The organism is uncultured Dokdonia sp. (genome assembly GCF_947496725.1).
Taxonomy (GTDB): domain Bacteria; phylum Bacteroidota; class Bacteroidia; order Flavobacteriales; family Flavobacteriaceae; genus Dokdonia.
The window spans coordinates 374,309-391,572 of record NZ_CANMDS010000003.1 but is presented as its reverse complement, the minus strand read 5'-3'; the positions used below and the strand labels follow the sequence as shown (position 1 = coordinate 391,572).

The following is a 17,264-nucleotide window of genomic DNA, read 5'->3' as shown; positions in this document are numbered from 1 at the left end:
TGACTTTACGGCCCCAAAAGACTTCTATATGTTATGTAAATAAGCTCTTAATACAACGTAGTAGTGTGTTGTAAGAATAAATACGCTTTCGCGAAAGCGTAAAAACCACTTTTAATTCCTATCTTTACAATAATCACAATATACGGCAAAGCATACTACAAGCAGAGTCACAGTTATTTATGTAAGTTCTTATAATAAATAGCGACTAATATGTGAACGTTAAGAGATATTCTCGCAACGTAATAATTAAACACGATAAAAGAGTTAATGGCTAGACCACAAGAAACCTTTGGTAAAAAAGAAAGAGAAAAGAAGAGGCTTAAAAAAGCAGAAGACAAACGCAAGAAAAAACTTGCCCGTAAAGAGAGCGGAGAGAAATTAAATGAGTTTGTATACGTAAACCACCTAGGTCAACTAGTGGATACGCCACCAGACCCGTCACTGAAAGAAGAAGTAGATGTAGAAGACATCGTTTTAGGAATTCCTAAAAAGGTAGAAGGTGATGAACCAGATCCTATAAAAACTGGTTTTGTAGAGTTTTTTGACTCTTCAAAAGGTTTTGGATTTATTAAAGATGCAGATACTCCAGAAAAGTACTTCGTTCACATATCTGAAGTTATAGAAGGAGAACTTAAAGAAGGAAACAAAGTTTCTTACGAAATAGAAAGAGGACAAAAAGGAATGAACGCTGTACGCGTTAATAAGATTACTTAAAGTAATTCTTTTACCTCAATAACTTGGCTAGGCTCCAGACCCTTTAGGGTTTGTGAGCCTATTCTTATTCTTACAAGTCGTAGTGTAGCAAAACCTACCGCGCTAGTCATCTTACGTACTTGTCTAAATTTACCCTCAGTAATGGTAATTGAGATCCACGGCGCTGGACCGTGTCGTAAGTCTCTTATCTTTTTTGCACGTTCTGGAAAACCAGGGTCACCATCTATACGTCTGGCTTTACAGGGCTTTGTTATATATTTTTTACCCTCTACACTTATTTCCACTCCTTGAGTTAATGCGAGAATTGCCTCATCTGTAATAGCGCCATCTACTTGAGCATAATACTCTTTTTCTACCCCAGAAGTGTTTATAGTGTGAGACAGCTTACCGTCTGTAGTCATAAATAGTAAACCTTCTGAGTGCTCATCAAGTCGCCCCACAGCCATTGTGCCTTCTGGAAAATCATAAAACTCTTTTAAAAACTTTTTTTTACGAGCTTGCCTTGCATCATTAGTAATGAGCTGACTTAAATAACCATACGGTTTGAACAATTTAAAGTGTCTATGCATAGATTGTAAGAAAGTCTAACGAAAGTATAGGATTCATTATAATTCTTATATTTATTAATGCAAAAATTAATAGTATGCTTGGTTATTTTCTTATTTACAACTTCTTGTACAAATGAGAAATCTACTCCATTTGAGGTTTCTAGTGATATTAAAAAACTTATCGCGGGTGATAGTTTAAAGACTTGGAAACTTGCCAAAAGGTACAATGGTAAAACCCGTATGAATATGGGAGATTGCTTTTTACACTACAGGCAAAGCTTTTATAGCAATGGCACTGTAACAGACAATAATGCACAGAACCCATCTTGTGGGCCATCATTATCTGGCACCTGGAGTGTCATAACAGATAGCCTAGGATATACTCATATTAGAATAACAAGTGTAAAACTCAAAGAACTCCTTCATATAGACGAAGATTATAAGGATTTTAGAATCTTTTATGCTAGTAAAGATTCTTTACACCTATCATATACTCATAAACAATTTGGTGAAAAACGAAGAATCTCAGATTATCTTGTGAGTGAAGAACTAAGCATACCTGACCGTAAGTTTCATCACTAATTACTCTTTAAAACGCCAAGCTAGAAATCTTGATTTCTTATTACCCTGAGACATATCTACAGTTTTATGCTCTGCCTTAAGTTTTTCTAGTTGCTTTCTTATTTTAGGCAAGTGCTCGCTTTTTGATACTAGGGTAGTAAACCAGCCTACTTGATCTTTAAAGTGTACACTTTCTTTTACCATACGTTTTATAAATAGTGCCTCACCACCGTTACACCACAACTCGTTAGATTGCCCCGCAAAGTTACGTTCTACCTCTTTGAGCTTTAGGTTTTTTGATTTTTCTTTAGTTGCTTTAAAAGCCTCTTTTTCTGAGCTATAAAAAGGAGGGTTACACATTGTAAAGTCATACTGCTCACCAGGAAGAATAGCACCTTCAAAAATTTGAGCTCTTTGTTGCTGGTATACAGCAGAGAGAAAACCTTTGAGGTGGGTGTTTTTTTCTAGTAATAAATTTGCGTTTTGTACGGCCTTTGGGTCTATATCGACACCTTTCATTTTCCAGTTAAATAATGATCCTCCTAGTAACGGATATATAAAGTTTGCACCAGTACCTACATCAAGGCCTTGCGCTTGCTTATCTGTATTAAGAAAGTCTTTGAGATATAAGATATAATCTGCACGACCAGGTATTGCAGGCGCCAGATATCCCTCTGGTATGTCATACCAGTTAAGAGAGTAATCATTAAGTAAGATGGCTCTATTAAGCTCTAAAACAGCTTTGGGATTAGAAAAATCTATGGTTTGAATACCTCTGTTAGTTTCAAGTATATGAGGTGCAAGCTCCTTATTTGCTTTACGTAATTGTTTAAAGAGGTAAGGACCTATATTCTTATTATCTGGGTGCATAAAATTGTATTTGAGCACAATAAGAATAGTTAAGTATTTCCTTGTGCTTTTAAGAAGCACAAAACTACAACTAATGCTGGTATCACCCCTTACAATTCTTAGTAAATACGTCTTATGACTAGTTAAGCAAGTTTACCTCTGTATGCGAGAGATATCATATTATGAGACAATAGTGTGCTTTTATCATCCAGATAGGTAGACAAATAAGATATGACAAGAGCGCGTTGCTCTGTAGATAAGTTCTTATAAGCTGGCCGGGCAATACGTTTATCCCATTTTGTACCTACTACATTGTCTAGTGCAATGCGCAAGTAACAGTGGTTCTCAAAATTGAGCTCTGGATACTTTTGTGTTAGTGTATCAGGTAGCTGTAGGTAGTAGGTTTTATAATCTAATGTGGTGTTCATATCAGGCAGAAATAGGTAGGGGAATTATACTTGGGTTTTTATGTCTACGCAGGTAACTTCTCAAAATAACATCTGTGTGGTAGGTACTTTTCTTAAGATTAAGATATGAAGCCACTTCATCAAAATGACTAAGCTGCTCTGTCTCTGGCACAAAACCAAAACCTTTATAAACTCCTTTATCTATGTAGATAAAAGCCGTTTCATCTTCAGTACGGCCACGTTCTTTAATAAGATATGTTTCATTTTCTGAGTAATAAGCTGCTAGTGCTTGATGTACTCGCTCGTTATAATTTGCGACGGCTTCTTCGTCATTACACACTCCTTTACAACCTTTAAGACGGTAATGTGAACACTGACCAAAAGTGGCTTGTAACCCACAATAACGGGCGCATAGGTGATACGTGTCACAAAGTTCCATTAAACGCTCTGTGGCTTTTGCTTTCGTATAAACTTTATCTGTTGCACTTGCACGATACTTAGACTTTGCAACAGCTAGCTGTAGTATTCCTTTTCTATTTTCATAAGATACAATAGCATAAGTGCTCACAGGCATTTTTTGCGCTCTATTAAATTTTGGAAAATACTGTTCTATATATTCAGACTCTAGAAGTAGTGCGCAAAGCTCATTACCTGTTACTTCATAATCTATTTGATATGTTTCTTGACCTAGGAGATATTCCTTATTCTTTTTATCATAAAAATGTGATAATACGCGCTTCTTGATATTAATCGCTTTCCCTACATAAATGATTTTACCAGCACGGTCCTTAAATAAATAAATACCTGCCGTTTCTGGAAGCTCTTGAATAATACGTGAAGGTAGGTGAGGAGGTAATGTAGCCTCTTTAGACCGTACATTTAAAAATGCGTTCATAACCTTTTTGCCCTCATCTAGATCTAGCAACCTTTTAAAAAGAATAACAGTAGCATCTGTATCACCTTCTGCTCGGTGTCTGTTATTAAGAGGAATCCCTATTGACGCACAAAGATTACCTAGTGAGTAACTAAATAAATTAGGAATAAGCTTGCGCGAAAGACGTACCGTGCACAATTTTTTACGCACAAATGAAACCCCAAGTCTTTTAAACTCTCCTTTAATCACATTAAAGTCAAAGTTGACATTGTGAGCTACAAAAATGGCACCCTCTGTAATTTCCAAAACGCGCTGAGCGATTTCTTCAAAGAGGGGTGCATCTTCTACCATTGCATCATCTATACCAGTAAGATTAGTAATAAATGGTGGAATGTATTGCTCAGGATTTACAAGCGATGTAAACTTGTCTATTATTTCTCCATCTTTAAGACGTACGGCGCAAAACTCGGTAATGCGATTACCGTTTATTCCTTTACCCGTGGTCTCAACGTCTATAATACAATGATATGTAGGTGCTAACTCAGTCATAATTGAGTAACAAAACTACACTTTATTTTTGACTATTAGGAATTATTCCTAAAAAATGGAATAAAATATGCGCTCTATTGGACAAAATGTGAACTCATTAGTCTTTATCTTTAATTTCATCAAGTGCTGCCTTAAATTCTTCCCAGCTCACATTATCATTTCCATCTTTGCTATACCCATCTATTAAGGCATTTGCCACGATAGATCTTATAAATCCGCTTATTTCAGCTTTTTTTAGCAGGGTCTTGATTTCACTTTTAGAGAGTGTGCCATTTCCATCTTTATCAAAAAACGCAAAAGCCTGCTCTGGGCTATCAAATTCTTGAGTTATGAGGATTTGCAGTTTATTGAGGATCATATCTTTGGTAGCCATAACTGTATTATTTTAAATTATATATCTGTTTTTCTATGCTTGTCGCATTTTAAAAATACATAATCTATTGTCTATTGCTCGGCTTAAATAGTGAGAGTTTCCATTTTCACGAAAGTGAAATTCTTTGTGAAACCCTTTATTTTCATTTAACAACGCGTTAACGGAGAAGCACGTTGAGACGCTCTAAATTTGTTAAAAAAAGAAACTATGGATATTAATAACCAGCTATTATCTCCTCTTAGCAATAGTCGTCTAGAGCTTAAAAATAAAGTAGTAATGGCACCTCTCACAAGGTCTAGAGCTACGCAAGAGCATATACCTACAGCAATAATGTCACTCTATTACGGGCAACGCGCTGGTGCTGGATTAATAATTACAGAAGGAACAGCTCCTTCACTTAATGGTGTGGGCTATGCACGCATACCAGGTATATATAATAGTGATCAAGTAGAAGCTTGGAAGCCTGCAACAGAGGCCGTTCATAATAAAGGTGGTAAGATCTTTATGCAACTTATGCATACGGGTAGAATCTCGCATCCAGATAATATGCCAGAAGGGGCAAAAATACTTGCACCATCTGCCATACAACCAGAAGATACAAAGATGTATGTGGATGGTAAGGGTGAGTTAGAAATCCCAGAGCCTACCGCGATGACTCAAGACGATATTAATACTGTGATTGAGGAATATGTACAAGCAGCAAAAAATGCTATTGAAGCTGGTTTTGACGGAGTAGAGGTACACAGCGCAAATGGCTATTTACTGGACCAATTTGTAAACGCTGGTACAAATAAAAGAACAGACAATTACGGAGGCTCTGCCGAAAACAGAAGCAGATTAACACTAGAAGTCACTGCAAAAGTTATTGAGGCTATAGGAAAAGATAAAGTAGGGATACGCTTATCTCCTAATGGGGCGATGAATGATTTAGGACCTTTTGAAGGGCAAGAAGAGACGTTTGATTATCTATCAAAAGAGCTAGAAAAACTAGATGTAGTTTATATACACCTCGTAAATCACGGCTCTATGGGAGCGCCAGCTTTACCAGATGACATACGTACTAATATACGTAACAATTATAACGGTATACTTCTCTTAAGTGGAGGATATGATGCTCAGAGCGCAAATAAAGCCTTAGAAGATAATAAAGGTAATCTTGTTGCCTTTGGCCGTAAATTTATTGCAAATCCAGATTTGGTAACGCGATTTAAAAAAGATGCATCCCTTAATGAACCAAATCAAGATACATTTTATACTCCGGGTAAAGAAGGATACACAGATTACCCAACGCTTGAAGAAAGTAAGTAAACCCTAAGAGTGGTTATAATTACGCTTTCGCGAAAGCAAAAACACTAACTAATTAGTTTAAAAAAAATATTATGACAGAAGTAAAAGCATACGGTGCTCAAGATAAAGAGGCAGATTTAAAGGAAATGACAATACAACGTCGTGATACCTTGCCTACAGATGTAAAAATTAAAATAACCTATTGTGGCGTTTGTCACAGTGATATACACACTGTACGCAGTGACTGGGGACCATCTATGTACCCAGTAGTACCTGGTCACGAGATTGTAGGTGAAGTAATAGAAGTAGGAGACGAAGTTTCAAAATTCAAAAAAGGAGACCTAGTAGGCGTAGGATGTCTAGTAGATTCTTGCCAGGAGTGCTCATCTTGTGAGAGCGATCTAGAGCAATTTTGCCTCAACGGCGCTACGTGGACCTATAACAGTAAAGACAAGCATACAGATGGGCACACCTTTGGAGGGTATTCTCAAGAGGTAGTGGTTGATCAAAATTTTGTACTTAACATCCCAAAAAACCTTGACACAAAGGCAGTAGCACCACTATTATGTGCTGGTATTACAACCTTCTCTCCATTGCATCACTGGGGTGTAAAGGAAGGAATGAAAGTAGGGGTGGTAGGTCTAGGAGGTTTAGGTCATATGGGACTTAAATTTTCTCACGCAATGGGAGCAGAGACAGTAATGATTACAACTTCTCAAGGAAAGGCAGAAGATGCAAGGAGACTAGGCGCAGATGATGTACTTATCTCAAAAGATAAAGACGCTATGAAAGCTCATAAAGGGTCTTTTGACTTTATTCTTAATACAGTACCGGTAAGCCACGACATTAATCCATACCTAGAGCTGCTAGCCATAGATGGTACAATGTGTATGGTAGGAGCCATAGAGCCGCTACCAGATGTGCACGGCGGTAACCTTATTTCTGGGCGTAAAAGTGTAGCTGGATCTCTTATAGGAGGCATAAAAGAAACTCAAGAAATGCTTGATTTTTGTGGTGAGCACAATATTGTAAGTGATATTGAGATGATAGATATGTCTAGCATTAACGAGGCTTATGAACGTGTACAAAACAACGATGTGAAATACCGATTTGTAATCGATATGGAATCATTGAGTTAAAGTCATATTACAATTAAAAAAAGCGAACTTTTAAGTTCGCTTTTTTTATAACCCTACGTTTGAGATCCATCTTTCTGTTATTAAAAAGTTCATTGCAATATAAAAGCAGTAGTATTTACATTTGTAATATCCATAAACTACTAATGCGGCACTTTATAGTTTTTTGCTTTCTTATTATATCTACGAGTCTCATAGCGCAAAATGTGGTGGTAGATAGTCAAACATATACTCCACAGCAATTAATAGAAGATATTCTCATAGATAGTAACTGTATCTCAAACATACAGGTCACAAACGTTGTAGGAGGAGATTTTGGAGGGCAGGAGCAGAGCTATGGCTACTTTAATGCAAACGGTAGTAACTTCCCTCTTCAAGAAGGTATTGTTTTAAGTACCGGAAGATTGCAGAATGTGCAAGGTCCTAACACAAGTCTCAGTGATGATGATGCTCCAGACTGGCTAGGAGATGCAGATCTTGAGTTTGTACTTGATGAAGAAAATACGACTAACGCAACTATACTAGAGTTTACTTTTCAATCTACAGCCTCAGAGGTACGTTTTAGATATGTATTTGCCTCAGAAGAGTATCAAGAGGGCAATCCTAACACTTGTAATTTTTCAGATTTATTTGGGTTTCTTATAAGAGAAGAAGGCGAGCAAGGGTATGAAAATATTGCCTTAGTTCCAGACACAACTACCCCTGTAAAGGTTACAACCGTACATCCAGAAATACCTAATGGCTGCCCTGCCATAAACGAGTTTTACTTTGAAAGCTTTAATGAAAACACAGCACCCATTAACTTTAATGGTCAAACCAAAGTCATTGAAGCAAAAGCAATTATACAGCCTAATGTAAACTATCAAGTTAAGCTAGTAATAGCAGATGAGCAAAACTTTAGATTTGACTCTGCTGTCTTTTTAGAGGCGGGAAGTTTTCAGTTAGGTACAGATTTAGGTCCAGACAGAACCGTAGCCGGGGGAAATCCCATATGCGGTGCAGGAGAAACCACACTTGTAGTAAATGAACCTCTGGCAACAGCATTTATGTGGCAACGTGACGGTGTACCACTATCAGAAACTTCTAATGAACTTACCGTTAACCAAGATGGATTCTATACTGTAGAGATTACGCTTGATAATGGTTGTGAAGCCTTTGGAGAAGTCACAATAGAGTTTGCTCAGAACCCTACCGTTTCTAATAGTACGTTACAGCAGTGTGATGCAAGTGGAGACGGCTTATCGCAGTATAACTTATTTGACGCATTAGATGACGTAACAGTAAACGATAGTAGCCTTTTCATAACAGGATTTTATTACAGCCTCACAGATGCCGAAAGTGAAGTAAATGTAATTGCAAATCCTAATACATTTCAAAACACACAAGCAAACCAGGTTGTATACGCACGTGTTGCATCACAATCAGGATGTAGTGCTATTGCTAGCGTACAGCTTACTACGGGCAATAGTACGCTAGTTTTAGATTCACTAGAAGTGTGCGACACAGATGGTTTTATAGATGGTATTACAGAGATTGATTTAAGCACGCTCTCATCACAGGTACAAGACCAAGTGCCTGCAGGAGCAACCGTAAGCTTTTATGAGAACGAGGAGGCTGCATTTAATCAGCAAGGGGAAATCACTACTTCATTTACTAACACTGAGGCTTTTAATCAAACCATTTATATCCGTGTTAATGATAATGGGCAGTGCCTGTCTATCACAACGGCAGATATAGTTATTCTGTCTCCACCAGTAATGGCCGATGATGAATTGCGTTTTTATTGTTTAAATAACTTTCCTGAGACTATAACGCTTAGTGCGGGAGTAATAAGCAATACTGCTGGTTTACAGTATACCTGGCAGCACAATGGCACGCTACTTATAGATAACACATCAACTATTGGGATTAATGAACCGGGTAACTATCTCGTAACCGCCGTAGGAGCTAATGGCTGTGAGTCGTCAAGAAGTATTAATGTAACTCCATCAAGTACAGCAACTATAACTAATGTTTCGGTTGTAGACGGAGGAGAAAATAATACCGTAACGATCACTGCAGAAGGTAGTGGCGTTTATGAGTATGCCTTGGGAAGTATTTTAGGTCCCTATCAAGAAGAATCTACCTTTCAAAACGTATCCGCTGGTTTATATAACGTATTTATACGCGATCTTAATGGTTGCGGTATTGTTACCCAAGAGCTATCTGTTATAGGTTTCCCTACCTATTTCACACCTAATGGTGATGGTATAAATGACACCTGGAAGCTTGAAGGTGCTGGTCAAGACCTCACCACTACGGTCAGGTTTATCATATTTGACCGTTTTGGGAAGAAACTGTATCAATCACGTGCAATGGGTAATGGATGGAACGGGAAGTACAAAGGGTCTACGCTTCCGCGAAATGACTATTGGTATCTTGTAGAGCTACAGGGTGGTCGTATCTTTCGAGGTCACTTCTCTTTACTGAGGTAAGATAAATAGATACACGCTTTCGCGAAAGCGCAATAAAAACACTCAAAAAACAGCTTTATAGTATCATAGATGGCGTTTTAACAATACTTTACAGCGGCAAATTATGTTAAAATGAGCAAACGGCGTTAATTTGTTAAAAAATTGAAGCCCTCTGGTGACAAACCCTGAAAACAAAGCGCCACAAACAAAAAAACCTAAACGAAAATTTAGGTGGCTACGCATTCTGGCTCGCACGTTATTTGTTCTTCTTGTACTTATTATACTCTTACTTTTATTTATACGAAGTGAGTGGGGACAAAACATTGTTGTTTCTAAGGCAGTGAGTTATTTTTCTGAAAAAACGCAAACTAAGGTTGAGCTCGAAAGGGCTTTTATAACCTTTGACGGAGATGTTGCCATAGAAGGGCTATATCTCGAAGATAAGCAAGGCGACACGCTTGTATACAGTAGGTCTCTAGAGGCAGATATCCCTTTGTGGCCCATTATAAATGGTACTGGTATAGGCATAGAGAATGCACAATGGGAAGGTCTACGAGCAAATATTATTAGAAAAGACACCCTAAGCGGATTCAACTTTGACTTTATTGCAGCTGCTTTTGCAACTCCACCATCTCAACAAACAGATACAACTAGCACGGCACCAATGGATCTTATTATAGGTGATCTAGACCTCAAAGATTTTGATGTAGTGTATAACGATGTTATTACAGGTATAGATAGTAGGTACACTTTTAAAGAGCTACGCATATCACCAGATACAGTAAACCTGGATGAGATGAGATTTACTGCCAGTGAGGGATATATAGAAAATGCTCAAATTAAGGTTAATCAGGTACCAGTACCATCAGACCCAGATGCCGAAGAAATACCACTGCCATACCTAGCTTTTAACAAGCTTACCCTAAAAGACGTAAGCGGAAACTATACAGGTGAGGAGGTAGGCGTGTCTTTTGATTTTGATTTTAAGGAGCTTGAAACAAGTATTCCCAAAGCAGATTTTAACAGCTTTGTCATTGCTATAAATGACATTGTAATAAATGATAGCGCGATAGGTATTGATATGTTTAGTACTACCGCATCACAAGTACCTATTGAATCTAGCAATTCCCCATTTCCAGACTATAATATTACAGTAGATAAGGCTAGCGTGACTAATACAAGTATACGTTATACCGTAAATGGTGCGGTAGCTACAAAAGGTGTCTTTAATCCTGAAGCGGTGTTTCTCTCTAATGTGAATCTAGAAAGTACAGACACTTATCTAAAAGATTTTGTGGCGGGTGGTAATGTGAAAAGTCTGTCAGGAAGAGAAGTCTCTGGTATAAATGTCAAATCAGTTTCTACAAATTTTCTTGTTTCTGATACAGATTTACAGCTTGAAAATATGAATGCGGCTATCAACTCAAACACACTGAGAGGAGATATCGTGATGAGTTACCCTTCGCTAGATAAGATAGCGACACAACCAGAAAATGTGCAATTAGACCTTAACATTACAGACGTAAAGGTAGCGCTGGGTGATTTATTTCTATTCCAACCATCTCTAAGATCTAACACGTATTTACAGACAGTAAGTAAAAATCCTATTGCTGGGGCAATAACGGCATCAGGCACGCTAGCAGATTTGACGGTTCCTAATCTTGCTTTAAGTTGGTCTAACACTGATTTAAAGGCAAATGGTAACCTTAAGAATATAAATGATATAGAGAGTCTATATTTTAATCTGCCTAACATTAATGCTTCTACTAGTAAGAACGACATATCAAAATTTATAGCAACAGATTCTTTAAGTATTAATCTGCCGCAAGACTTAAAGCTAGTAGCTGCCGCAAAAGGTACCCTTACAAATATTACGACTACTGCAAGCCTTACGACTACACAAGGTCTCGCAACCATAGATGGTACTTTTAAAAATAATAATACCATTGCTTTTAACACCACACTGGCAATAGAAGAGTATAACCTAGGTGAGCTTCTTCAAAACAATAGCATAGGGAACCTCAATCTCACGCTCAAGGGCCAGGGCTCGGGCACTTCATTAAACACGCTTGATGCAAATGTAGATGCTACTGTAGCTTCATTTTTATACAATGACTATGCTATAAAAGACCTAACGATTACTAGTAAAATAAAAGATGGTGAAGGTGCTATTACATCAAGCTACAAAGACAGTAATCTTAATACAAACCTTACAGGCCTCGTTGTGCTAGACACAATTGCAACTGCAGCTAGTATTAATCTTGATGTCATAGGAGCAGATTTACAAGCTCTAGGATTAATGCAACGTGATGTACGTACTGGTTTTAAACTCACGAGCACTTTTAAAGGGAGTACCGCGAGTTATGATGTAACAGCAGTAATGGATGATGGTGTAATTGTTTATGACGACCGCACGTATTTAATAGGTAATCTAGAAGGGTCTGCACGTGTACGTCCAGATAGTACTTCTGTACAATTTGACAACAAGATATTGAACCTTGATTTAAGATCTAATGCTGACCCAGCGAGGATAGCAACTGCTTTACAAAATCACGTAAACAGTTATTTTTACAGAGATGCTATTATAAAAGATACCATTACAAACCCAGTAAATGTTGTACTTAAAGGGAAGGTGAGACAATCACCCTTACTCAATGAGGTTTTTCTAGTAAATATGAAAGATCTAGACACGATTGCTGTTGACCTTGCTTTTAGTGAGGCTACTCGTAAACTAGATGCCTCGATAAAAGCACCACACATTAATTATGCAGGTAATGAGCTGGATAGCCTCTCATTTAGTATGAACACAGACCGAGATGCATTTACCTTTGATTTAGGTTTTAACGGCTTAACTGCAGGACCTATCGCTATACAAGAAACACGTATAAAGGGTAATCAAACTAACAATGAGCTTTCACTAGATTTTCTTGCCTATGCAAATGATGAAAAACTTATACAAGTACAGTCAGACATTACGGGGAGCAGGGAGCGATTACGTTTTCACGTAAGTGAAGACAGTCTTATTTTTAATAAAAAAGATTGGAAAACTCCGTCGAGTAATGAAGTTCTTATTACAGATGGAAAATTGGCTTTTAATGATTTTCGCTTTACGCGAAAGTTGCAATCTGTAGAATTTACAGACAAACTTCCTACCATTGAAAAGGATCACATAGCTATCGATTTTCAGAATTTTAAAATAAGTGAGTTTCTTGCATATCTCAACCCAGACGAAAAACTTGCTAGTGGTAACCTTAATGGAGATTTTGTACTAGAAGAACCCTTTGGTGACATAGGTTTTCTGGCAGATATATATGTTGAAAAGCTACGAGTACTAGAAGAAGATCTAGGCATTTTAGAACTCACAGGTAGGTCTATTAATGGTAATAAATACGACTTTAATCTAGCTGTTTCTGAAGGGGTTGCAGATCTAGAACTTACCGGAGACTACATTGCAGATATAGATGGCGCTACCATTAATATGGATCTAGATATAAATGAACTCAAAATGGAAGCCTTAGATGGTTTTTCTCTAGGCGAGCTTAAAGATGGTTCCGGAACGCTCAATGGTAATTTTAAAATGAACGGGAAGCTTATTGATCTAGAATACCAAGGTTTCTTACGTTTTACTAATGCAGGATTTACTGTTACTAAGCTTAATGCACCATTTACATTACTTAAAGAAACCGTTTCTATAGACAATGAGGGAATCTCAATGTCAAATTTTACCATACGTGATGATAAGGACAATAAACTAACAGTTGACGGTCTTGTAGGTACAGAGCGTTTTATAAACCCAACGTTTGATTTAAAAGTGGTTGCAAATGACTTTCAAGCCCTTAATGCTAAAAAAGGCGATAACGACTTTGTATACGGGACAGCGGTTTTTGACGCTACTGCCTCCATCACCGGTGATTTACAAATCCCCGTAATAGATCTTGACGCCACCGTGGGCGGTAGTACAGATATCACCTACATAATGCCTACGGCAGCGGCAAACATAGAGTCTAGTGATGGTATTGTAGTGTTTGTTAATAGAGAAAATCCAGACGCCATTCTCACACGCACCGAAGAAGAAACGGGAACAATTACAGGTTTTGATATAAAATCACTACTTAAGGTAAATAGAGATGCACAAGTAACCATACTTATAGATGAAGAGACAGGTGATAATCTAAAGGTAAATGGTGATGCAGATTTAAATTTCACACTACAACCCAATGGGCGTATGAATCTAACAGGGGTGTACGACGTGGCTGGTGGCCAGTATGAGATGAACTTATATAACTTGGTAAACCGCACATTTACACTTGACCCAAGCAGCCGAGTATCTTGGTCTGGAGATCCTTTTGACGCAAAACTTGATGTGCGTGCCGTATATTCGGTTGATGCTTCTGCGGCGCCACTTATGGCTATTACAAGTACTAGTGATGATCCCTCGGCCCAGTCACAATACAGGCAGCAATTGCCGTTTTTAGTATACCTAAACATCGACGGGGACCTTCTTAGTCCAGAGATAAACTTTGCATTAGACCTGCCAGAAGATGAGCAAGGAGCACTAGGAGGTGAGGTATATAGTCGCGTACAACAAGTTAATCAACAAACTGGAGAGTTAAACAGACAGGTCTTTTCACTCTTAGTACTTAATAGATTTTATCCTGACTCTAACTCAGATGGGAGTCAGGGAGGGTTTGCTAGTATTGCTAGAGATAACCTTAATGATGCCCTGTCTGATCAGCTTAATATTTTTTCTGATAAATTATTAGGCAACACAGGGTTCCAGTTGGATTTTGGACTCGATACATTTACAGACTATCAAGGCACAACTCCACAAGAACGCACACAGCTGGATATTGCTGCACAACGTAAATTCTTTAATGATAAGCTTACCGTACGTGTGGGGAGTAGTGTAGACGTGGCGGGCGAGAGTGCAAGTGGTGATGCCACACCGCTTATAGGTAATGTAAGCCTAGAGTATGAACTTACTGAAGATGGACAGTACCGTCTCAAAGGCTTTAGACGTAGTGAGTTTGAAAACGTGATAGATGGACAGACCATTGTAAGTGGGATCTCGCTCATATTCCAGCAAGAGTTTAATAAATTTAGTCAGTTGTGGAGTGCTATTTTGAAAAAGAAGCAACAACAACTCCTTCAAGAAGAAGAGCAAAAGGAAGAACTTAAACCTTCCCAAGAAAATAGAAAAACTAATAAGATAGATTAAGCACGTGCAGTACCGTAAATTAATACACATAGTCCTTGTCATAGTAAGTATCACACTCTGCTCGTGTAGTGTAGAAAAGTATATAACTGAGGGAGAACGATTATATACGGGTGGTGAGGTTATAATTAACTCAGATAGTACTATAGTTAATCAAAATTTACTCAAGGCAGAGTTAGAAAGTGTTTTAAGACCATCTCCTAACACTAAGGTTTTAGGGATGTATCCTAACCTAAGTATACACTACAAAGCACAGCGAGAAAATCCTGGAGTGATAAATAAGTGGCTCAATAAAAAAATAGGAGAGGAGCCTGTTTACCAGTCAGATGTAGAGGAGTTTGAGGTAGAGGCATTGTTGAGAAACAGACTTGAGAACCGTGGCTTCTTTTATAGTGATGTGAGTTCTCGCTTTCGCGAAAGCGAAACAAAGAAAAGAGCCTCTATAGCATATATGGTTAAGGTGCCTACACCATACCGTATGGAAACATACCAGCTCGACACACTCTCGCCGCCTATTTATAGAGAGATGATAAGTACGGTTAAGAGTTCGCCATTCAAAAAGGGAATGCGCTATGACCTCTCAAATCTAAAACAAGAGCGCGACCGCATAGACTACAAGCTTAAGAGAAAGGGATATTACAACTTTAACCCATCGTTTCTCATTTTTGAGATTGACACAAATCAATATAAGAACAAGCGTTTTGATATGTTCTTAAAGATTAAAAAAGATGTTCCTAACAAGGTCATTGTGCCTTACAAAGTGCAAAAAATTAATGTGTATCCTAACTATGAGCTAAAGGATACCTTACAGCAAAATATAGTCCGCTACGATAGTCTCAATATGATACAAAACGAGACCTATTTTAAACCCAAATATCTTGCGCCATACATTACACTTAAAGAAGGATCGCTTTATAATCCAGATATCTCCCGCAATACAGCCAGAAGATTATCTACCATAGGAGCTTATAAATTTGTAAATATCCAGTATGAAGAAGTAGATAGCCTGCGCACAGATAGTTTAGGGATTCTAGAGGCAAACATATACTTATCACCTCTTAATAAAAGAGCCATAAGAGCAGAGATACAAGCGGTTACAAAGTCTAATAATTTTGCTGGGCCGGGCCTTGCACTTACCTACAGCAACCGAAACCTCTTTAAAGGGGGAGAAGTACTTAATATTACAGGCTCTGCAGGTTATGAAGTGCAAGTAGGTGGTGGCGAGTCTTTGAGCAGTATTGAGCTGGGTCTTGCAAGTGAGCTTGTATTCCCTAGAGTGATTTTTCCAATTAAGATTAATACAGATTTCTTTAAATACAACATCCCAAAAACCGTCACGGCCCTAGGTTTTGATTATTTAAACAGGTCAAAGCTATACACGCTTCTCTCTGGTAACGCAGGCTTTGGCTACACTTGGGATGCAAATAAATATGTGACGCATAAAATAAACCCTATCTCACTAAGTTACACGAGATTGTCAAACACCACAGAAGCCTTTGACGAGATACTTGCAGAAAATCCATTTTTAGAACAGAGTTTTGAGCAGCAATTTATCGCCGGTCTTACCTATAGTTTTACCTACAACGGGATGGTAGATACTAGTGATACATATCAAGTATTTCTTAACACAAATGTTGAGATTGCTGGTAACACGGTAAGTCTACTTGGCCAAGAAAATGAGGATACAGAAAACAACACCTTTTTAGGACTAGAGTATGCACAGTTTGCAAAGATAGATGCAGATTTTAGGTATCACTTTAACTTTGGTAAGGAGCAAAAAATTGCCACTCGCTTATTTGCTGGTTATGGGTATGCATACGGCAACTCAGAGATATTACCCTTTGTAAAGCAATATTATGCAGGCGGTCCATACAGCGTGCGAGCGTTCAGAATACGCTCTTTAGGGCCTGGTACGTCAACAGGTAACTCTGAGAGTGGGAGCTTTTTTGATCAGATAGGTAACATACGCCTAGAGGCAAATGCAGAGTATAGATTTCCTATCTTTAATTACCTTAAAGGAGCCTTTTTTGTAGATGCAGGTAATATCTGGAATAGCGTTGAGAACGAAGATCTGCCGGGTAAAGATAAGTTTACCTCAGATTTTATAAACGAGCTTGGTATAGGTGGTGGTTTTGGGCTACGTGTAGATGTACAAGGCTTTGTAATACGTTTTGATCTCGCTGCTCCTTTTCACGATCCATCGCTTGCAGAGGGAGAACGCTGGGATTTCAAATTTGATGAACCTATCTTTAATTTTGCTATTGGTTACCCTTTTTAAATAATTTACGCTTTCGCGAA

At 38.1% G+C, this 17,264-nt stretch carries 12 protein-coding genes; 7 read left to right on the top strand and 5 right to left on the bottom strand.

The genetic code is table 11. The features are described 5' to 3' along the window. The first annotated feature begins 267 nt into the window (after positions 1-267). Positions 268-714, top strand: coding sequence for a cold-shock protein (locus tag Q0948_RS08605; protein ID WP_021779079.1), 447 nt, complete (start codon positions 268-270; stop codon positions 712-714). Here the strand turns inward: Q0948_RS08605 and Q0948_RS08600 are convergent. Next, positions 711-1,283 carry a pseudouridine synthase gene (locus tag Q0948_RS08600; protein ID WP_298350519.1) on the bottom strand — a complete coding sequence of 191 codons (573 nt, stop codon included), beginning with the start codon at positions 1,281-1,283 and terminating at the stop codon, positions 711-713. The two genes, Q0948_RS08605 and Q0948_RS08600, sit on opposite strands and share 4 nt — an antisense overlap. 57 nt (positions 1,284-1,340) lie before the next feature. On the opposite strand from Q0948_RS08600, the gene Q0948_RS08595 reads away from it, so the two are divergent. Further along, the gene (locus Q0948_RS08595) at positions 1,341-1,844 is read left to right on the top strand and encodes a lipocalin family protein (RefSeq protein ID WP_298350521.1); all 504 of its coding nucleotides are present in this window, start codon (positions 1,341-1,343) and stop codon (positions 1,842-1,844) included. On the opposite strand, the gene rlmF is transcribed toward Q0948_RS08595, so the two are convergent. From rlmF to Q0948_RS08575, 4 genes are all read right to left on the bottom strand, one after another. After that, the gene (gene rlmF / locus Q0948_RS08590; RefSeq protein ID WP_298350523.1) at positions 1,845-2,693 is read right to left on the bottom strand and encodes a 23S rRNA (adenine(1618)-N(6))-methyltransferase RlmF; all 849 of its coding nucleotides are present in this window, start codon (positions 2,691-2,693) and stop codon (positions 1,845-1,847) included. Between the two features lie 122 nt (positions 2,694-2,815). Next, a complete protein-coding gene (locus Q0948_RS08585; protein ID WP_021779083.1) occupies positions 2,816-3,100 on the bottom strand; it encodes a hypothetical protein in 285 nt (94 codons plus the stop codon). Position 3,101: 1 nt separating this feature from the next. Continuing rightward, positions 3,102-4,502: an exonuclease domain-containing protein gene (locus tag Q0948_RS08580; RefSeq protein ID WP_298350526.1), complete on the bottom strand. Its 1,401-nt coding sequence runs from the start codon at positions 4,500-4,502 to the stop codon at positions 3,102-3,104. A 97-nt stretch (positions 4,503-4,599) separates the two neighbouring features. Beyond that, positions 4,600-4,875, bottom strand: coding sequence for an EF-hand domain-containing protein (locus tag Q0948_RS08575; protein WP_021779085.1), 276 nt, complete (start codon positions 4,873-4,875; stop codon positions 4,600-4,602). A gap of 207 nt (positions 4,876-5,082) precedes the next feature. Between Q0948_RS08575 and Q0948_RS08570 the strand changes: the two genes are divergently transcribed. From Q0948_RS08570 to Q0948_RS08550, 5 genes are all read left to right on the top strand, one after another. Continuing rightward, positions 5,083-6,183, top strand: coding sequence for an alkene reductase (locus Q0948_RS08570; RefSeq protein WP_298350530.1), 1,101 nt, complete (start codon positions 5,083-5,085; stop codon positions 6,181-6,183). 71 nt (positions 6,184-6,254) lie between these two features. Then, positions 6,255-7,301, top strand: a complete 1,047-nt coding sequence (locus tag Q0948_RS08565) for an NAD(P)-dependent alcohol dehydrogenase (protein WP_298350532.1) — start codon at positions 6,255-6,257, stop codon at positions 7,299-7,301. A 143-nt stretch (positions 7,302-7,444) separates the two neighbouring features. Beyond that, positions 7,445-9,772, top strand: a complete 2,328-nt coding sequence (locus Q0948_RS08560; RefSeq protein ID WP_298350535.1) for a T9SS type B sorting domain-containing protein — start codon at positions 7,445-7,447, stop codon at positions 9,770-9,772. A gap of 154 nt (positions 9,773-9,926) precedes the next feature. Next, the gene (locus Q0948_RS08555; RefSeq protein WP_298350537.1) at positions 9,927-14,969 is read left to right on the top strand and encodes a translocation/assembly module TamB domain-containing protein; all 5,043 of its coding nucleotides are present in this window, start codon (positions 9,927-9,929) and stop codon (positions 14,967-14,969) included. A 4-nt stretch (positions 14,970-14,973) separates the two neighbouring features. Next, a complete protein-coding gene (locus tag Q0948_RS08550) occupies positions 14,974-17,244 on the top strand; it encodes a BamA/TamA family outer membrane protein (protein WP_298350539.1) in 2,271 nt (756 codons plus the stop codon). Positions 17,245-17,264: the final 20 nt, after the last annotated feature.